Source organism: Shewanella sp. SR44-4, assembly GCF_014163715.1.
GTDB lineage: Bacteria > Pseudomonadota > Gammaproteobacteria > Enterobacterales > Shewanellaceae > Shewanella.
Genome location: NZ_JACJDU010000007.1, coordinates 67,307 through 84,785, shown reverse-complemented (window position 1 = coordinate 84,785; position 17,479 = coordinate 67,307). Strand labels below are relative to the sequence as shown.

At 40.7% G+C, this 17,479-nt stretch carries 13 protein-coding genes and 3 tRNA genes; 4 read left to right on the top strand and 12 right to left on the bottom strand.

The features are described from left to right. Positions 1–243: 243 nt before the first annotated feature. From H5125_RS05505 to H5125_RS05495, 3 genes are all read left to right on the top strand, one after another. Entirely contained in the window at positions 244–1,299 is a 1,056-nt protein-coding gene (locus H5125_RS05505) for a porin (RefSeq protein ID WP_101087854.1), read from the top strand. Positions 1,300–1,499: 200 nt separating this feature from the next. Then, a complete protein-coding gene (locus H5125_RS05500) occupies positions 1,500–2,399 on the top strand; it encodes a LysR family transcriptional regulator (protein WP_101087852.1) in 900 nt (299 codons plus the stop codon). 77 nt (positions 2,400–2,476) lie between these two features. After that, positions 2,477–3,709 (top strand): DUF819 domain-containing protein, encoded by a 1,233-nt coding sequence (locus tag H5125_RS05495; protein WP_101087850.1) that lies wholly within the window; start codon positions 2,477–2,479, stop codon positions 3,707–3,709. A 118-nt stretch (positions 3,710–3,827) separates the two neighbouring features. Here the strand turns inward: H5125_RS05495 and H5125_RS05490 are convergent, their stop codons facing one another. From H5125_RS05490 to H5125_RS05440, 11 genes are all read right to left on the bottom strand, one after another. After that, positions 3,828–4,733 (bottom strand): GyrI-like domain-containing protein, encoded by a 906-nt coding sequence (locus H5125_RS05490; protein WP_182743733.1) that lies wholly within the window; start codon positions 4,731–4,733, stop codon positions 3,828–3,830. A gap of 121 nt (positions 4,734–4,854) precedes the next feature. Next, entirely contained in the window at positions 4,855–5,478 is a 624-nt protein-coding gene (locus H5125_RS05485; protein ID WP_182743732.1) for a pentapeptide repeat-containing protein, read from the bottom strand. Between the two features lie 78 nt (positions 5,479–5,556). Further along, positions 5,557–7,434 (bottom strand): SurA N-terminal domain-containing protein, encoded by a 1,878-nt coding sequence (locus H5125_RS05480; RefSeq protein WP_101087844.1) that lies wholly within the window; start codon positions 7,432–7,434, stop codon positions 5,557–5,559. Between the two features lie 220 nt (positions 7,435–7,654). Continuing rightward, a complete protein-coding gene (gene hupB, locus H5125_RS05475; protein WP_059745462.1) occupies positions 7,655–7,927 on the bottom strand; it encodes a nucleoid-associated protein HU-beta in 273 nt (90 codons plus the stop codon). Between the two features lie 261 nt (positions 7,928–8,188). Further along, positions 8,189–10,540 carry an endopeptidase La gene (gene lon / locus H5125_RS05470; RefSeq protein ID WP_101087842.1) on the bottom strand — a complete coding sequence of 784 codons (2,352 nt, stop codon included), beginning with the start codon at positions 10,538–10,540 and terminating at the stop codon, positions 8,189–8,191. 131 nt (positions 10,541–10,671) lie between these two features. Next, on the bottom strand, positions 10,672–11,952 hold the full coding sequence (gene clpX / locus H5125_RS05465; protein ID WP_101087840.1) for an ATP-dependent protease ATP-binding subunit ClpX: 1,281 nt from the start codon (positions 11,950–11,952) through the stop codon (positions 10,672–10,674). A gap of 130 nt (positions 11,953–12,082) precedes the next feature. Beyond that, on the bottom strand, positions 12,083–12,694 hold the full coding sequence (gene clpP / locus H5125_RS05460) for an ATP-dependent Clp endopeptidase proteolytic subunit ClpP (RefSeq protein ID WP_101087838.1): 612 nt from the start codon (positions 12,692–12,694) through the stop codon (positions 12,083–12,085). Positions 12,695–12,786: 92 nt separating this feature from the next. Then, positions 12,787–14,091: a trigger factor gene (gene tig, locus H5125_RS05455; RefSeq protein WP_162022724.1), complete on the bottom strand. Its 1,305-nt coding sequence runs from the start codon at positions 14,089–14,091 to the stop codon at positions 12,787–12,789. 394 nt (positions 14,092–14,485) lie between these two features. After that, positions 14,486–14,561 (bottom strand) — tRNA-His (locus H5125_RS05450). An 8-nt stretch (positions 14,562–14,569) separates the two neighbouring features. Then, positions 14,570–14,646: transfer RNA gene (locus H5125_RS05445), tRNA-Arg, on the bottom strand. An 85-nt stretch (positions 14,647–14,731) separates the two neighbouring features. After that, positions 14,732–14,808: transfer RNA gene (locus tag H5125_RS05440), tRNA-Pro, on the bottom strand. A 291-nt stretch (positions 14,809–15,099) separates the two neighbouring features. Here H5125_RS05440 and folD point away from each other — a divergent pair. Beyond that, positions 15,100–15,954 carry a bifunctional methylenetetrahydrofolate dehydrogenase/methenyltetrahydrofolate cyclohydrolase FolD gene (folD, locus tag H5125_RS05435; protein WP_162022723.1) on the top strand — a complete coding sequence of 285 codons (855 nt, stop codon included), beginning with the start codon at positions 15,100–15,102 and terminating at the stop codon, positions 15,952–15,954. A 98-nt stretch (positions 15,955–16,052) separates the two neighbouring features. Here the strand turns inward: folD and cysS are convergent, their stop codons facing one another. Further along, positions 16,053–17,435, bottom strand: coding sequence for a cysteine--tRNA ligase (cysS, locus tag H5125_RS05430; protein WP_182743731.1), 1,383 nt, complete (start codon positions 17,433–17,435; stop codon positions 16,053–16,055). Between the last annotated feature and the right edge of the window lie 44 nt (positions 17,436–17,479).

Below are 17,479 nucleotides of genomic sequence, written 5' to 3'. Positions count from 1 at the left end.
TGACTTACTTTTGTTAAGCGAAAGGTTACTCATAAAGAGATAGTAAAACTTAGACATATATCAAACTTGTCTTTTGGTTAAGTTATAGTGAAACCCTATTCAGACTTTCTTAAAACGCTCTAAAAACTTGAGTGCTGTGACCCACGTTAATATTCGTCTGTCAGTTAATCATTAACATTAATTTATGCTTTCACCCCAATACAGAAAGCAACTAATTTAGGTAATAATAATTAATGAGAAGAGATGATCATGAACACAAATAAAAACTTAGTTTCCATAGTATTACTTTCTGCATTATCGGTAACATCACTCAATGCATTAGCTGATTCACCCACTGCTTATGGCCGTTTAGATATCACATTAACTAATTCAGAGCACGGTTTCACCACCCAAAATAAAAAAGAAGGCACGGTACTTGAGAACAACTTTAGTCGAATTGGCGTTAAAGGGAGCGAGAAAATCAATGATGATTTTCAACTAGTTTATCAAATGGAAGTACAGGTAAATGGGGCAACAAACGAAGGTGACGATGAACTTTTTAGCGCAAGAAGTACCTATTTAGGGGTATCGTCTGATGCTGGTACTCTGTTAGTTGGTCGTAACGATACCGTCATGAAATCATCTAAAGGGGATGTTGAAGCGTTTGATCTTACCAACGCTGCTTATAACCGTATGATTGCCGGTCAAGACAGAAAAGCAGACGGTATTACATATTATTCACCCACCATTGCCGGTTTATTTACTGTTAATGGTACTTACCTAATGGATGACAACTATGAAGGTAATGATGAAACACAATATGCGTTGTCTGTTGTTGCCGGTGATAAGAAATTGAAAAACACTCGTTATTATATAGCAGGCGCATACAACACAATTGGTGGTGTTGATGCCTATCGTGGTGTTGGCCAAATCAAAATGGGCAAATTTGAAGTGGGTGGTCTTTATCAACATTCTGAAAGCCAAAGTTATGATGATAAAGAAGGAAATTCTTATTTTGTCGCCGTTAACTATGATTTAAATGGCGTAAACTTAAAAGTTGAATACGGTAAGGATGAAGCAGGCTTTGGTAAGTTCCTCAAATACAATTCAGCGGTAGCATCATCTGGTGATTACAATCAAGCCACTGACGTTGACATTACCTCACTTGTTTTCGGTGCTGATTACCAGTTATCAAAATCAACCATGCTTCAAGCACATTACGCTATGTATGACGGCGAATATCAAATCGCTAACTCAGGTGTCGTTATCGATCTTGAAGACGATAATATTGCAACTGTCGGCATAAGATTTAACTTCTAAAAATACTTTATACAAACAGTATAAAGCAACAACTGCCAAGCCAAGTTAGCTGTTATCAATACACTAACTTGGCTTTTGTCTGGTTAAACATATAGATAAAAGTTGCGCTTGTTAACGTTTTTAACATTTAGACTTACCCTTTTGTGCTGGCTTCCTTTTGGCACGATATACTCTATAAAACAGCCATCGTTGATCTACTTATGCGAATAACCTTAAAACAATTATCTATTTTTAAAGCGATTCATACCTGCGGCCAAATTTCAAAAGCAGCGATAGAACTACATATGTCAGTGCCAGCGGTGAGCATGGCCCTACGTGATTTAGAAGATTCGCTTGGCAGTCGCCTTTTTGAAAGAAGTAGCACAGGGCTTACCATTAATGATAATGGCGCTGTCATATTACCTTATGCCAATGAGATGCTGTCTAAAGGCATGGAATTAGAACATGTTTTTTCTCAAGGTAGCCCCATTAGAGGCAGTATAAAAGTGGGTTGCAGTAAAACAGCGGGCAACTATGTTTTATCTCGCAAAATTCCATTATTTAAACAACAACACCCTTCTGTTGATATCAAACTATTTATTAACAACAGCCTCAGCATTGAGAAAATGGTGGCTGAAAAAGAACTTGATCTCGGCTTTGTCGATGCAAAACCTGGACATAAGAATCTATTACATGAACCTTGGTTACAAGACCGATTGTGTATTATTACTGGCAAAGACAACCCACTAGTAACAGAAATGATTACTCCCGAGTTGTTATCTGAACAACTTTGGGTAATGGATGAAACGATTTCGGTATCGAGAATCCGCAATACTCAATTACTAAAAAGTGCACATGTAAATATTAAGCAAGAGTTATCCATGAACACTATGGGCGCAATTAAAAGAGCCGTTGGTACTGGAATAGGCATTAGTGTATTGCCTTTGTTAGCGGTAGAAGAGGAAGTGGCACGAGGAGAGTTAGTCGAATTATTACTAACAGACTGGGATTATTCACGTCGTTACTGGGCAATATACCGAAACGATAATCCACTCAGTTCGCTCGCGCGTGAGTTTTTAGAATTTAGCCGGCCGGCTACACTGCTAAATGAAAACGATTAACTCGTTTAGTTCTTCAAGCATTTTAGATCTTCAGCAATATTGATTTATGACATTAGGCAGCACATGAGAATAACCAGTTGATTGATCAAGATCCTGTTATTTTAGGATTATTAGCTCTTACCTTAGGGTTAATTTTCTATACGAGTGAATTACCAAGTAGACCATGGAAAATCCTATATCACTTTGTACCTGTTATGGTGATGTGCTATGTAGTGCCCTCTATATTTAACACTTTTCATATTATCGATATGGCAAATAGCCAGCTCAATGTCATTGCCTCTCGTTATATTATGCCAGCTTGTTTAACATTATTGATTATCAGTGTTGATATTAAATCAATGTTATTACTCGGCCCTAAGATCATCATTTTATTCTTCATCGGTACTTTGGGGATTATTTTAGGTGCACCACTGGCTTTATATCTCTTTTCAATCATTTCGCCCGAGCAGCTTAACTGGGATGGTAATGGCTCGACTTGGCGAGCAATGGCAACATTAGCAGGTAATTGGGTTGGCGGGACTGCAAACCAATTTGCCATGAAAGAAATCTACAATGTTGAAGATGATGTGTTCGCCATAATGATATCGGTTAATGTAGTGTTCTCAGCACTTTGGATGGCATTTTTGCTCATGTGTGCTCCCCATGCTGAAAAAATAGATAACAAAATAGGCGCTGATGTAAATGGTATCCGTTTATTGGTCGATGGGATCCATTTACGTAATACAAAACCAACATCATTACCCAGTCTTAAAGGTTATATCTTTATTTTTGCTGTTGCTTTTGGTGTGACAGGCTTAGCCCATTGGGGGGCTGACGAGTTAGTCCCTTTTTTCAGCCTGCATTATCCAGAGTCAGGGAAATGGAGTTGTACCTCGCATTTTTTTTGGATAGTGATAATAGTCACCAGCACCAGCATTGGTTTGTCATATACAAAAATAAGACATTTGGAACAACTGGGTGCTTCTAAAATATCTACGGTATTATTGTATTTCCTTATTGCTACCATGGGGTTAAAAATGGACTTAACCATGATTAATGATTTCCCTATATACTTTGCAATAGGGTTTGTTTGGTTAACAATACATGCACTATTGGTGATTATTGCTGGTGTGCTGATGAAAGCGCCAGTGGCTTACATGGCGATAAGCAGCCAATGCTGTATTGGTGGCGCTGCATCTTCGCCGGTTGTCGCTATGGCTTTTAATCGTCACTTAGCCCCAGTTGCAGTGATGTTTTCAGTTTTTGGATATGCTTGGGCAAATTATATGGTATGGATTTGTGCTGAAATGATGAAACACATAAGGCCATAACACTCAATATATAAGGGTTTAAAGCACTTACGTTTCATCTAGATGAATACCGCAGTAGCGTCTTATCACGATAAAAAATAACCGATTACTGTCCACATCCTAACTTTTCAGTTTGTCATTAAACAATCGGTAAACAAATTAATACCTGTTGCGCATCGAGTGGTGATCCGGATTGTTGTTCAACGGAGGCAGTTCTGCCAATATCGAGTCGTTCTAAATATACCGGGTAATTTCGTAGTGTAATATCATTTGCATTAACCCAATCGCGATACAGGTAATCTATTGCCGCTGTTAGACCATTGTCATCACCACTGTATTTAATCATCGCACATCGTCCCTGAGGGATTGATTTGAGCTTAATCTGACTCGACTCAGACACTATAGCTTGTGTCTCGGCATTTAACGATACACCAAGATCAATTCGATATTGCATTTTAACAGATAACTCAGGGGTTGAGTAAAGCAGGTTAAAGGTTCTGCAACTTGTAGGAAATAAGCCAAACTGTCGACGCCATTCAATAAATCTCGCAATGGTTTGAGGTAATAAAGCCGGATCACCATGATGTTCCATCACCGCTAATGCCTGCGCATCAAACGATACAATATCAACAGAGTAAGATTGCTTATCTTGCTGATTAGCATCTACTCGAAATGATTTAAGCGGTTGTTGCTTCGCAAAAAAATTGCCCCAATCAGGTGCTTGCTGAAACGATTCAGGGCTTTGACCTATACTGCGAGTAAACGATTCGATAAAGTGCTGTTCGTTACGATACGCTAATTTAGCCGCTATTGTGGCCAGAGAAACTTGCTTGCCAAAACCTAATAAATGGGCAGCTTCTAGGCTTTTGAGCAATTCAACATAAGCGTCAATAGACATATGGTACAGCGCAGTAAATAATGGGTCGAAATGACATAACGGGATGTGGGCAATATCGGCCAACACTTGTCGATCAAAAGGCTCATTTAAGTGTTGATCTAAATAGGCTAATGCACGTTCAAATGCCTGATCAAGTCTGTGGCTCATGCCCTCTCCTTATGGATTAAATTATTACAGCCAATTATTTATCATAACTAATATAAATTAACGGGTTATTTAAACACATGCAATAAAACACAATTTTGTGCTAACAATGTGGCAATGTACACTAGTCGACTAATTGAATATCTAAACCTTCTAGTAAACTTAAGGCTTCGAACCGACTGAATTTGGCTTGCTTAACGTTATTAGCAGTAATATCAATTTGGTAATTCAACGCATCGGTAAAATTCGCCTTCGTTAAATTTGTATGACTAAATTGGCTTAAATTAAAATCGGTCATACGCAAATCTGCTTTGTTTAAATTAGCTTCTCTAAAGTCGACATCATGAGCGCGGCAATCAACAAGTGAAAACTCGGGTAAATGCAGCGCATAAAAATTACTGCCATCGAGCAAACATCGTTCAAACTTAATTGTGGTTTGAGCCATAAACTGTGGCCACTGAGCTTTAGTCCAATCAATACCTATGGCTTTACTGTCGCTAAAAGTCACATCATCAAACTCTGTAGCAACAACTGACATTACGCTTAAATTACATTGACTAAAAACACACTCAATAAAATGGCAATGATAGAAATCAGTTTGACTAAAATCACATTGGGTAAAATGACAGCGTTCAAAAGTAATATGTTTGAACTGTAAAGCAACGCCCTTGATCGATTCGAATAAGTCATCACTGTAATTTGATAACCCAAACAATTCACTAGGTTGTATATTTGAGATAGTTTTCATGCCTTAAGCACCTTATAAACAAAAAGACCTAGACGTGAGCCTAGGTCTTTTTGTATTTCATCTGTTGCGACGACTTAACTAGTCGGCAACTGGATACTCAATTTCAGCATCAGCTTTTAGTGAGGCAACCACTGCTCGATAATCAGCTTCGCTGTATTGAGGCGCAATACGTTGTTTAAGCGTATTGATGAGGTTGTCATTAATGCCTTCTGCTTTATTGACTTTATCAACCACAATAACCGCATAACCTGTCGCTAACGCTGCAGTATCAATTGTGACACTATTTTCAGCAGGAGCGGCAATTTTGAAGGCTTTATTGGTGATAGCTTGATCAATATCCTGATTAAAGCGACCTAGTTTAGCTAATGTCGTCAATGAAGCACCTGTTAGCGTGTTATTACCCGCTTTTAACTGTGCCATATATTCCGCAGCTTTGTCACGAGCACCGTCATTCGCTTTATCTTGCTGTAAACGTTCAACAATACCAGCTTTTACTTCAGCAAATCCCATAACGCCAGCTGTCTGATGTTTTTTCATGCGAATAACCACTACATGGTTTGGCGCAAGTTCAATCACATCGCTGTTTAAACCACTTGCTAACACTTGGTCAGAAAATGCGGCTTTGATAAATTCAGGATTGTTAAATTTAGCCGGTACGTCATCACGCGAGAATAACTGCGTTGATTGTACTTTTGCATTAACCGCTTGCGCAGTTTCAGCTAAAGTATCAGGAATTTCGTAACTGGTATCAGCCAACTTAGTTTGTAAGCTATAAAACACATCTAAGGCTTTCTTTTCTTGTAGCTGAGCAACAATTTTCGCTTTAACGTTTTCAAAAGCGGTTGCTTGGCTAGCTTGTAAATCAAGCAGCTTAATAATGTGGTAACCAAATTCACTTTTCACAATTGACGAGACTTGATCTTTTTGTAATCCAAAAAGTGCTTCATCAAATGCAGGGTCCATTACGCCTTGTTCAAACCAATCTAACTTACCGCCCTGTTGAGCACTAAGCTGATCGTCAGAATCAGTTTTTGCTAACTCAGCAAAATCTTCACCCGCGGTTAACTTGGCTTCAATAGCATCAGCTTTGGCTTTATCTGCGCTGTCATCGTCAGTTGCGGCGACAAAAATATGCGCAGCAAGACGTTTTTCAGCCGTTTGATATTGCTTTTGATTCTCTTGGTAATAAGTTTTCACTTCTTCATCAGAGGTTTCGCTGTTTTTAGCCATGTCGGCAACATTCAATTCAACATACTCAAGGCTGACTTTTTCAGGGCTCATGTATTGCGAAACATTAGCATCGTAATAAGTTTGAGCTTCTTCATCAGCGACAGAAACAGTTGATAAAAACGGTGTTGAGTCGACGACTAAGTAGCGAATATCACGGGTTTGGCCTTGAACTTCTGCAAGCTGTTTAGCTTCACCGTCCAGCACAAACTCACTACCAACAAGCGCATTTAATAACTGACGACGGGTCATATCTACACGCATCATGTTTCTAAAGCTTGTGGTTTGATAACCTAGTTGACGCAATACTGCTAGGTAGCGTTCGTTATCAAATTGACCGTCGGTTTGAAATGCAGGCTCTTCGATAATCGCTTTCTTGATTTGCTCATCTGATACACGTAAGCCCAACTTGTTGGCAGCTTGATCAATGAGCTTATCGGCAATTAAACGATCCAATACACCTTGCTTAATTCCGTTCATGTAGGAGTCGTCAGCCGCTAATGCAGTAAACATTTCGCCTAGCTGTTGCTCAATACGCGAGCGTTCATTTTGAAAAGCCTGTTCAAGTTCGTTGGCGCCAATTTCGTCACCATTAACAACTGCAGCAGGTACACCCGTGTTTGAGCCTAAATAACTGCTCACACCGGCAAAAGCAAAAGAAAGTATCACAAGTACTAGAATTGTTTTAGCAACAATCCCCTGTGATCCTTCACGAATTTTTTCTAACATCTGAATTCTCGCTTGTTGCGATTAATAAAATAAAAAGGCGCATCACCTTGTGGATGCGCCTTATTGTAAATTATATGGAGTTATCAGACGCTACCACGGGTATGACCCAATACTCCCAATATGTATTATGCTTTGCATAACAATATTGCTTTTCGTAAAAAGCACCGCCTAAGCAGTGCTTGTATTACGAATGCCTTACAAAGGCCACGTTATTAACTATTTAGTTAACAGCGTCTTTTAGCGCTTTGCCAGCTTTGAACGCTGGAATGTTCGCAGCAGCAATTTTAATTTCTTTACCCGTTTGTGGGTTACGGCCAGTACGTTCAGCACGTTGACGTACTTCAAATGTACCAAAACCAACTAGAGAAATCTTATCGCCATCTTTAAGACCTTCCGTTACCGCAGCGATAAAAGAATCTAGTGCGCGGCCAGCAGCAGCTTTAGAAATATCAGCACCAGATGCGATTTTCTCGATTAGTTCAGATTTGTTCATGTCATCCCCTTGAATGTTATTGTCGCGCCGCAACCAAATCTATGTTTAGAGCGGTCTGCGGAGGCTTTATTTTATAAGCTTGATAACACACCAAACTTAGTACGAAAACCAAAAAATGAAATTGGATACTGCTCAACGCCAGATGCCCCAAGGGCTTGGTGCGTCTGACTATCCACAAACCTAGGCTACCACAGGTCAGCGTTTTGTTAAGCCCCTTTTTTCATTTTTTTCATGCTCTACAGCAATTTTTTAACTAACAAGCTATTTTTTAACCACTTCAAAGCCTTCAACTGGTCGCTCAAGCGCCAATTTCAACACTTCATCTATCCAACGCACTGGATGAATGATTAAATCAGCAATCACATTTGCAGGAATTTCTTCCAGATCGCGTTCATTTTCTTGAGGAATTAATACATGCTTAATTCCACCGCGATGGGCTGCTAATAGCTTTTCTTTTAAACCACCAATAGGCAATACTTCGCCACGTAGAGTAATTTCACCTGTCATAGCTACATCACTACGTACAGGGTTACCGGTTAAACTAGACACTAACGCTGTACACATTGCCGCACCCGCAGATGGACCATCTTTTGGCGTCGCACCTTCTGGTACATGCACATGAATATCTCGTTTTTCATAAAAATCATTGTTAATGCCAAGATTTTCAGCACGAGCACGTACTACGGTCATTGCCGCTTGAATCGACTCTTTCATCACATCACCCAGCGAACCGGTATAGGTTAATTTACCTTTACCTGCTACTGAGGTGGCTTCGATTGTTAATAAATCGCCACCAACTTGAGTCCATGCAAGACCGGTTACTTGACCGATTTGGTTATTCGATTCAGCTTTACCGAAGTCAAAACGTTGCACACCAAGGAATGACTTTAAATTTTCCTGGTTAACTTCAACCATTTTGACCGTTTTATCAAGCAAGATATGCTTAACCACTTTGCGACAAATCTTCGACAATTCACGTTCTAATGAACGCACACCCGCTTCACGAGTGTAATAGCGAATAATGCCTAAAATAGCGCTGTCATCAACCTTGATTTCTTTTTCTTTAAGGCCGTTACGCTCAATTTGCTTAGTCAGTAAATGCTTCTTAGCAATATTGAGTTTTTCATCTTCGGTGTAACCCGATAAACGGATAACTTCCATACGGTCAAGTAAAGGGCCAGGAATATCCATTGAGTTTGACGTAGCAACGAACATCACATCTGATAAGTCATAATCAACTTCAAGATAGTGATCGTTAAAGGTCGCATTCTGTTCAGGATCGAGCACTTCTAATAACGCTGACGATGGGTCGCCACGCATATCAGAACTCATCTTATCGATTTCATCGAGCAAGAATAATGGGTTTTTAACCCCTACTTTAGCCATCTTTTGAATGACTTTACCTGGCATAGAACCAATGTAGGTACGACGATGACCACGAATTTCCGCTTCATCACGTACGCCGCCTAAAGCAACACGAACATACTTACGGCCGGTTGCTTTGGCAATCGACTGGCCCAATGAGGTTTTACCCACACCTGGAGGTCCGACTAAACACAAAATAGGCCCTTTAAGCTGCTTAACTCGGCTTTGAACCGCTAAATACTCAAGAATACGTTCTTTGACTTTTTCAAGCCCATGGTGATCGGTATCGAGTACTTCTTGCGCCTTGGCTAAGTCACGCTTTATTTTTGAGCGCTGCTTCCAAGGTACCGCAGTCATCCAGTCAACATAGCTGCGCACAACTGTGGCTTCAGCTGACATAGGTGACATCATTTTGAGTTTGTTTAACTCAGCAGTGGCTTTTTCTTTGGCTTCAACTGGCATGCCAGCTTCTTCAATCTTACGCGCCAATACTTCAAATTCGTCGTGGCTTTCGTCAATATCGCCTAACTCTTTTTGAATGGCTTTCATTTGCTCATTCAAATAGTATTCGCGTTGACTTTTTTCCATCTGTTTTTTAACACGAGTACGGATTCGTTTTTCGACATGAAGCAAGTCAATTTCCGATTCCATCATCGCCATTAAATATTCCAGACGCTCACCGACATTGATCATCTCAAGGACAGATTGTTTGTCTTCAAGCTTCAATGGCATATGTGCAGCCATGGTATCTGCTAAACGAGCGGCTTCATCAATCCCCGACAATGAAGTTAATACTTCAGGTGGGATTTTTTTATTTAACTTGATGTAGCCTTCAAATTGACCGATAGCACTGCGAACTAACACCTCTTCTTCTTTATCACTTAATTCTTCAGACTCGAGGTATTCAGCTGTTGCGGCAAAGAATTCTTCTTCTTGGGTGTATTGCTTGATTTTGGCACGCTGGCCACCTTCAACTAATACTTTTACCGTGCCATCTGGTAATTTAAGCAACTGTAAAATAGAGGCAACAGTACCAATATCGAAAATATCGTCTTTGGTAGGCTCATCAAGATCTGCATCTCGCTGAGCGACTAATAAAATTTGCTTGTCTTGTTCCATTGCCGATTCTAGGCAACGAATAGATTTTTCCCGTCCCACGAATAGCGGAATTACCATATGCGGGTAAACTACCACGTCTCTAAGTGGTAACACGGGGAGTTCGATATGCGCTTCACGCTCTTTAGTCATGGCTCGATTCCGTTTAATGAAATTGACTTATTACTGAGTATATTGGGGTGATGTTATCAGTTTCAATGGCTAATACGAAAAAAGGAGCCCAATGGACTCCTTATTTTTCAACTTCCTGACTATCAGTGCAATTATTGCTCGCCTGAAGCAGCCTGTGTCTCAGTGTTTTCATAAATCAAAATAGGGGCTGACTCGCCTTTCACTACTGATTCATCAACAACGGCTTTAATCACGCCTTGTGTCGACGGAATATCATACATTGTATCGAGCAAGATGCTTTCAACAATAGAACGTAACCCACGTGCACCGGTTTTACGTGACATTGCTTTTTGAGCGATGGCTTGTAATGCATCGTCACGGAATTCAAGTTCGACATTTTCCATCTCAAATAATGCACTATATTGTTTAGTTAATGCATTCTTTGGCTCAGACAGAATCTGTACTAATGCAGCTTCATCTAACTCAGTTAGCGTAGCAACAACAGGTAAACGACCAATAAACTCAGGAATTAAACCAAATTTCACTAAATCACCAGGCTCTACTTGGCTAAGGATTTGTGAAATAGTCGCTTTATCCGCTTCGCCTTTTACTTCGGCACCAAAGCCAATTCCGGTTCCGGTGTGTGCACGTTGCTCAATGACTTTTTCAAGTCCAGCAAACGCACCACCACAGATAAACAGAATTTTAGACGTATCCACTTGCAAGAATTCTTGTTGTGGATGCTTACGTCCGCCCTGTGGAGGAACAGAAGCAACGGTGCCTTCAATTAACTTAAGCAACGCTTGCTGAACACCTTCACCCGATACATCACGAGTAATTGAAGGATTGTCAGATTTACGACTGATTTTGTCAATTTCATCAATATAGACGATACCGCGTTCCGCTTTCTCAACGTCGTAATCACATTTTTGCAGTAGCTTCTGAATGATGTTTTCAACATCTTCACCCACATAACCAGCTTCGGTTAATGTGGTTGCATCTGCCATAGCAAAAGGGACATTAAGTGAGCGAGCTAACGTTTCAGCCAATAAAGTTTTACCGCTACCGGTTGGACCTAATAGTAAAATGTTACTTTTACCTAGTTCAACGCCATCTTTAATAGCGCCATTACGTAAACGCTTATAATGATTGTATACCGCTACGGCTAACACTTTCTTAGCCTGATCCTGACCGATTACGTAGTCATCAAGATGTTTGCGTAATTCATGCGGTGTCGGCAATTTGTCTTCATCACGTTTGGGTGAAATCTCTTTGATTTCTTCACGGATAATGTCATTACATAAATCAACACATTCGTCACATACATAAACTGATGGACCAGCAATGAGTTTTCTGACTTCATGCTGACTTTTTCCGCAAAAAGAGCAGTACAGCAGTTTGCCGCTGTCACCGTTATTTTTGTTATCGCCCATTATTCTACCTCTGTTTACAACTTAGGTTGAACCTAAGCTCTGCTTGTAGATACTTATCATAACCACATTGATGACTGAACGCCTTTCAATACAGAATACCTGAAAGTATCTAGAAAATCAGCTACCAGTTTTAGCCGCGACTCGTGAGTAATGAATCGACAATACCATATTCAACAGCTTGAGTAGCACTCATGAAGTTATCACGGTCGGTATCACGTTCAACAACCTCTAACGGTTGACCAGTATGGTCCGCTAACATTTGGTTTAATTTATTCTTAATACCAAGAATTTCTTGAGCATGAATGGCGATGTCGGATGCTTGACCTTGGAAACCGCCTAATGGCTGATGGATCATCACTCGAGAGTTCGGTAAACAATGACGTTTACCTTTAGCGCCACCGGCTAACAAGAATGCGCCCATACTCGCGGCTTGGCCCATACATACGGTACTCACATTAGGCTTAATGAACTGCATAGTGTCATAAATAGCCATACCTGCTGTGACAGAGCCACCAGGAGAGTTAATGTACAAATAAATATCTTTATCTGGGCTTTCTGACTCAAGGAATAATAATTGAGCAACAATAAGGTTAGCCATGTGTTCTTCAACTTGACCAACTAAAAAGATGACTCGCTCTTTTAATAGACGAGAGTAGATATCATAAGAACGTTCACCTTTAGCTGTTTGTTCAACAACCATAGGTACAAGAGCATTGAGTACTGATTCTGGTGCTTTATGCATTATTCATTTCCCTAAAATAAAAATGGCCCGCATGAGAGGAACCTCATACGAGCCATTATAAATGGCGAACGGCTTGTTAAGTCAAGCTTAGCTTACGCTCGTCCGGTAGCCTTGTTCATAAATTCTTCAAAAGCGACGTCTTTAACGGTTACTTTTGATGATTTTAACAATGCTTCCACCGCTTGCTCTTCAAGCGCTACGTTGCGCATGTTTTGCATGAGTTCTTTGTTTGAGTTGTAGTATGAAACAACTTCAGATGGATCTTCATACGCTGAAGCCATAGATTCGATCAATGTATTAACACGATCATCTTCTGCTTTTAGTTCGTTTGTCTTGATCACTTCGCCTAATAGCAAACCGATTTTAACACGACGTTCAGCTTGTTCAGTGAAAAGTTCAGCCGGAAGTTCAGGCATATTTTCAGTTTGACCACCAAAACGCTGCATAGCTTGTTGACGAAGTACATTCACTTCACCCTCAATAAGCGCTTTAGGAATAGCGATGTCGTTTGCTGCAAGTAAACCAGTAATAACCTGTTCTTTCACATTCGCTTTTAACGCTTGCTCTAGTTCACGAGTCATGTTTTTACGGATTTCAGCTTTAAGTGCATCTAAGCCACCTTCAGCAATACCAAACAATGAAGCAAATTCATCATTCACTTCTGGCAGATTAGCCGCTTGAACTTCAGTTAAAGTAATAACGAACTTAGCCGCTTTACCTTTCAAGTTTTCAGCGTGGTAATCTTCAGGGAAAGTCACTTCGATTTCGAATTCATCACCTGCTTTATGGCCTACGATACCGGTTTCAAAACCAGGGATCATACGGTTGCTGCCTAATTGAAGTTCGAAATCATCAGCTTTTCCGCCTTCGAATTCTTCGCCGTCAATAGAACCGATAAAGTTCATTTTAACTTTATCGTCAGCAACTGCTGCACGTTCAACAGCGGCAAAAGTGGCATGTTGCTTACGTAATGTTTCAATCATAACATCAACGTCAGCATCATTAACTTCAGCTTTAGGCTGTTCAACTGCAATGCTATCTAAACCCGTTAGAACAACTTCTGGGTAGATTTCAAATGTTGCAACGAATTCAAAAGAATCACCTTCAGTTGAACCAGGAGTAAATACTGGTGCACCTGCAGGATTTAACTTTTCAGCTACGATTGCTTCAATAAAGTTGCGTTGCATCACTTCACCAGTGATGTCTTGACGAATGGCTTTGCCATAACGCTTGTTGATTTCGCCGATAGGCACTTTACCTGGGCGGAAACCAGGAAGACGCGCACGCTTAGCTTCGCGCAATACATTGTCTTTAACCAATTTCTCGATTTGCTCAGCAGGTACAGAAATAGTTAGGCGACGCTCTAGGCCTTGAGTTGTTTCAACAGAAACTTGCATTGTTTTACCTCGAAATATGTCTGACGTTCTTTGTAATGGTCGACAACTCAACCATTAGATATTCGTTTCTTGACCATGGATTTAGCTCTGAAACCCAGCACAGCGATATTATTGATGCTGAAGACGCTGTTGGTACAGGTAGCTTATTTTTGATATTTATCAAGACGCGACATTATAGCTACCGTTTTTAACAGAGTCGAGCCTGAAAAGGTCGATTTACATGATAAAAACGCCGACTTATGTTCAATTTTGACGTGTTTGCACGTTTAATGTGCGAAATGAGTTTTTGACTTACGCTCGAAAGGACTAGGAGCAAAATAATTATCGTGATCAAATCAAACTTATCTGTACCCGTTAAAAGGGTTATACACGATAGTTTGATTTAATCAGAAAATGGGGTGACTGATGGGGCTCGAACCCACGACAACCGGAATCACAATCCGGGACTCTACCAACTGAGCTACAATCACCATTGAAATGGTACACCCGGCAGGATTCGAACCTGCGACCACCCGCTTAGAAGGCGGGTGCTCTATCCAACTGAGCTACGGGCGCATGGTTACAGTTAGATACTGCATCCTGTCTGGCTGAACAAGTTTACTTGTTCCGTTACTCACTGCAAGAGCAAATAACATTAATTTGGTCGGTGATAGAGGATTCGAACCTCTGACCCTCTCGTCCCAAACGAGATGCGCTACCGGGCTGCGCTAATCACCGAAAATATTGCTTTGTTTTCGAGGCAGAAATTATCTATAAACAATAACGATGTTGTCTCGAGAACGGAGCGCATATTAACGAGTCACCTAGCTATCGTCAACGATTTTTTTAACCCTTATTACTATATGACGAATTTAGCAGCAAATATCGTGATTAGCATCATAGCGCGAATAGTTTATTCACTGTATTTTCCACGTCTAGCAAATGACACTCTTCAATACGCCTGCTAGAATAACGGCCGATCGACCATTGACTTCAACACCTGTGTCACTCAAAGGAAACTCTATAGCCATGACTGCTCAAATTATTGACGGTAAAGCCATTGCACAATCTATTCGCACCACACTAAAACAAAAAGTAACACAACGTAGACAAGCTGGATTTCGCGCACCAGGACTTGCAGTTATTTTAGTGGGCAGTGATGCCGCATCTCAAGTCTATGTTGGCAGTAAACGCAAAGCTTGTGAGGAAGTCGGTTTTGAATCTCAATCTTTTGACCTTGACACCAATACAACTGAAGCAGAGCTTTTAGCGTTAATCGATGAATGTAATGCCAATCCAAGCATTGATGGGATTCTAGTGCAGCTGCCTTTGCCCGCCCATATTGATGACTCCAAAGTCATTGAACGTATTCGCCCAGATAAAGATGTTGATGGATTTCATCCCTATAATGTCGGCCGTTTAGCTCAACGTATCCCAGTGCTTCGTTCTTGCACGCCGATGGGCATTATGACGTTAATCAAATCAACCGGTATAGATACCTATGGCCTGGATGCAACTGTGGTTGGTGCATCAAACATTGTTGGCCGACCAATGACACTAGAATTATTATTAGCAGGTTGCACAACGACAACCTGTCATCGTTTTACCAAAAACTTAGAACAAAAAGTGCGTCAAGCAGATTTATTAGTCGTTGCCGTTGGCAAACCTGGGTTTATTCCTGGTGACTGGATCAAGCCAGGCGCGATTGTTATTGATGTTGGTATCAATCGTTTGGAGAACGGCAGTTTAGTGGGTGATGTTGAATTTAATGTTGCCGCTGAAAAGGCTGCATTTATTACGCCGGTTCCTGGTGGAGTTGGCCCAATGACGATTGCAAGTTTATTAGAGAACACCCTATACGCATGCGAGCAATATCATAGTTAACTAAATCTCAGATAAGTAAATCTCAGATAAGTAAATTATGCTGATTAATAACAAAAAAGCCTGCTATTGCAGGCTTTTGTTTTTATGCGCTAAATAAACTACTTTTTACGCCATGTGGTGCCGCTAGGGCCACCATCTTCTAACTCAACGCCTAACTCATTCAAGCGATCGCGAGCAACATCCGCAGCAGGCCAATCTTTTTCAGTACGGGCGCGGGTACGCTCAACGATAAGCGCTTCAATTTCTGCCACTTCATCGTCACTGCCCTCCCCCTTAAAGAAAGCTTCTGGCGTTTGGCTGATAAGGCCAAGCACATCTGCTAATTGCTTCAAGCTGACACCTAATGCCGATGCTGCTGCCATATCGGTTGTTTTAAGACGATTGATTTCACGTACCATCTCAAATAACACGGAATAGGCTTCAGGAGTGTTAAAGTCGTCATCCATTGCCGACTTAAACTTGGCTACAAACGGTTCAGCAGGCGCAGCATCAACAGTTAAGTCTAAACCTTTAAGTGCTGTATATAAACGCTCTAGTGCTGCACGAGCTTGCTTTAAATTGTCTTCAGAATAATTTAACTGACTACGATAATGACCGGATAATAAGAAGTAACGTACCGTTTCAGCATCATAATGCTTAAGCACATCTCGAATGGTAAAAAAGTTGTCTAATGATTTAGACATTTTTTCACGGTCAACCATCACCATTCCGGTGTGCATCCAGTAATTCACATACGGAGTATCGTGAGCACAGCAAGACTGTGCAATTTCATTTTCATGATGTGGAAACTGTAAATCAGAGCCGCCACCATGAATATCAAAATGTAAGCCTAAATGCTTACTGTTCATGGCAGAACATTCAATGTGCCAACCTGGACGACCAGGACCCCAAGGTGATTCCCAGGTTGGTTCACCCGGTTTAGACATTTTCCATAACACAAAGTCCATAGGATTGCGTTTAGCATTATCTATCTCAACGCGAGCACCGGCTTGAAGCTGGTCTAGGTTTTGACCTGACAACTGTCCATACTCTGGGAATGAGGCAACACTGAATAATACATCGCCATTACTGGCTACATAGGCATGGTCGCGATCGAGTAAACGCTGAACCATATCGATAATTTCTTCAATATGTAACGTTGCTCGAGGCTCAAAATCTGGACGTTTCATGTTCAAGGCATCAAAGTCTTGGTGCATTTCGGCGATCAAACGCTCAGTGAGCGACTCACAAGATTCGTTGTTTTCAGCGGCCCGTTTGATAATTTTGTCATCAACATCGGTAATGTTACGCTGAAAATTCACCTCATAACCGATATAACGTAAATAACGCACTATCATGTCAAACGAAACAAAGGTACGCCCGTGACCAATATGACATAAATCGTAAATGGTCACGCCACAGACGTACATTCCGATTTTACCTGGATTTATTGGTTTAAATTCTTGTTTATCACGGCTAATACTATTGTAAATCTTTAACATCGATTGTTCTCTTTTACACTAATTTATAACGGGAAATGTTAATG

Coding starts and splice junctions, on each gene's coding strand:
- H5125_RS05505 (WP_101087854.1), top strand. CDS start 244: ATGATCATGAACACAAATAAAAACTTAGTTTCCATAGTATTACTTTCT.
- H5125_RS05500 (WP_101087852.1), top strand. CDS start 1,500: ATGCGAATAACCTTAAAACAATTATCTATTTTTAAAGCGATTCATACC.
- H5125_RS05490 (WP_182743733.1), bottom strand. CDS start 4,733: ATGAGCCACAGACTTGATCAGGCATTTGAACGTGCATTAGCCTATTTA.
- H5125_RS05485 (WP_182743732.1), bottom strand. CDS start 5,478: ATGAAAACTATCTCAAATATACAACCTAGTGAATTGTTTGGGTTATCA.
- H5125_RS05480 (WP_101087844.1), bottom strand. CDS start 7,434: ATGTTAGAAAAAATTCGTGAAGGATCACAGGGGATTGTTGCTAAAACA.
- hupB (WP_059745462.1), bottom strand. CDS start 7,927: ATGAACAAATCTGAACTAATCGAGAAAATCGCATCTGGTGCTGATATT.
- lon (WP_101087842.1), bottom strand. CDS start 10,540: ATGACTAAAGAGCGTGAAGCGCATATCGAACTCCCCGTGTTACCACTT.
- clpX (WP_101087840.1), bottom strand. CDS start 11,952: ATGGGCGATAACAAAAATAACGGTGACAGCGGCAAACTGCTGTACTGC.
- clpP (WP_101087838.1), bottom strand. CDS start 12,694: ATGCATAAAGCACCAGAATCAGTACTCAATGCTCTTGTACCTATGGTT.
- tig (WP_162022724.1), bottom strand. CDS start 14,091: ATGCAAGTTTCTGTTGAAACAACTCAAGGCCTAGAGCGTCGCCTAACT.
- folD (WP_162022723.1), top strand. CDS start 15,100: ATGACTGCTCAAATTATTGACGGTAAAGCCATTGCACAATCTATTCGC.
- cysS (WP_182743731.1), bottom strand. CDS start 17,435: ATGTTAAAGATTTACAATAGTATTAGCCGTGATAAACAAGAATTTAAA.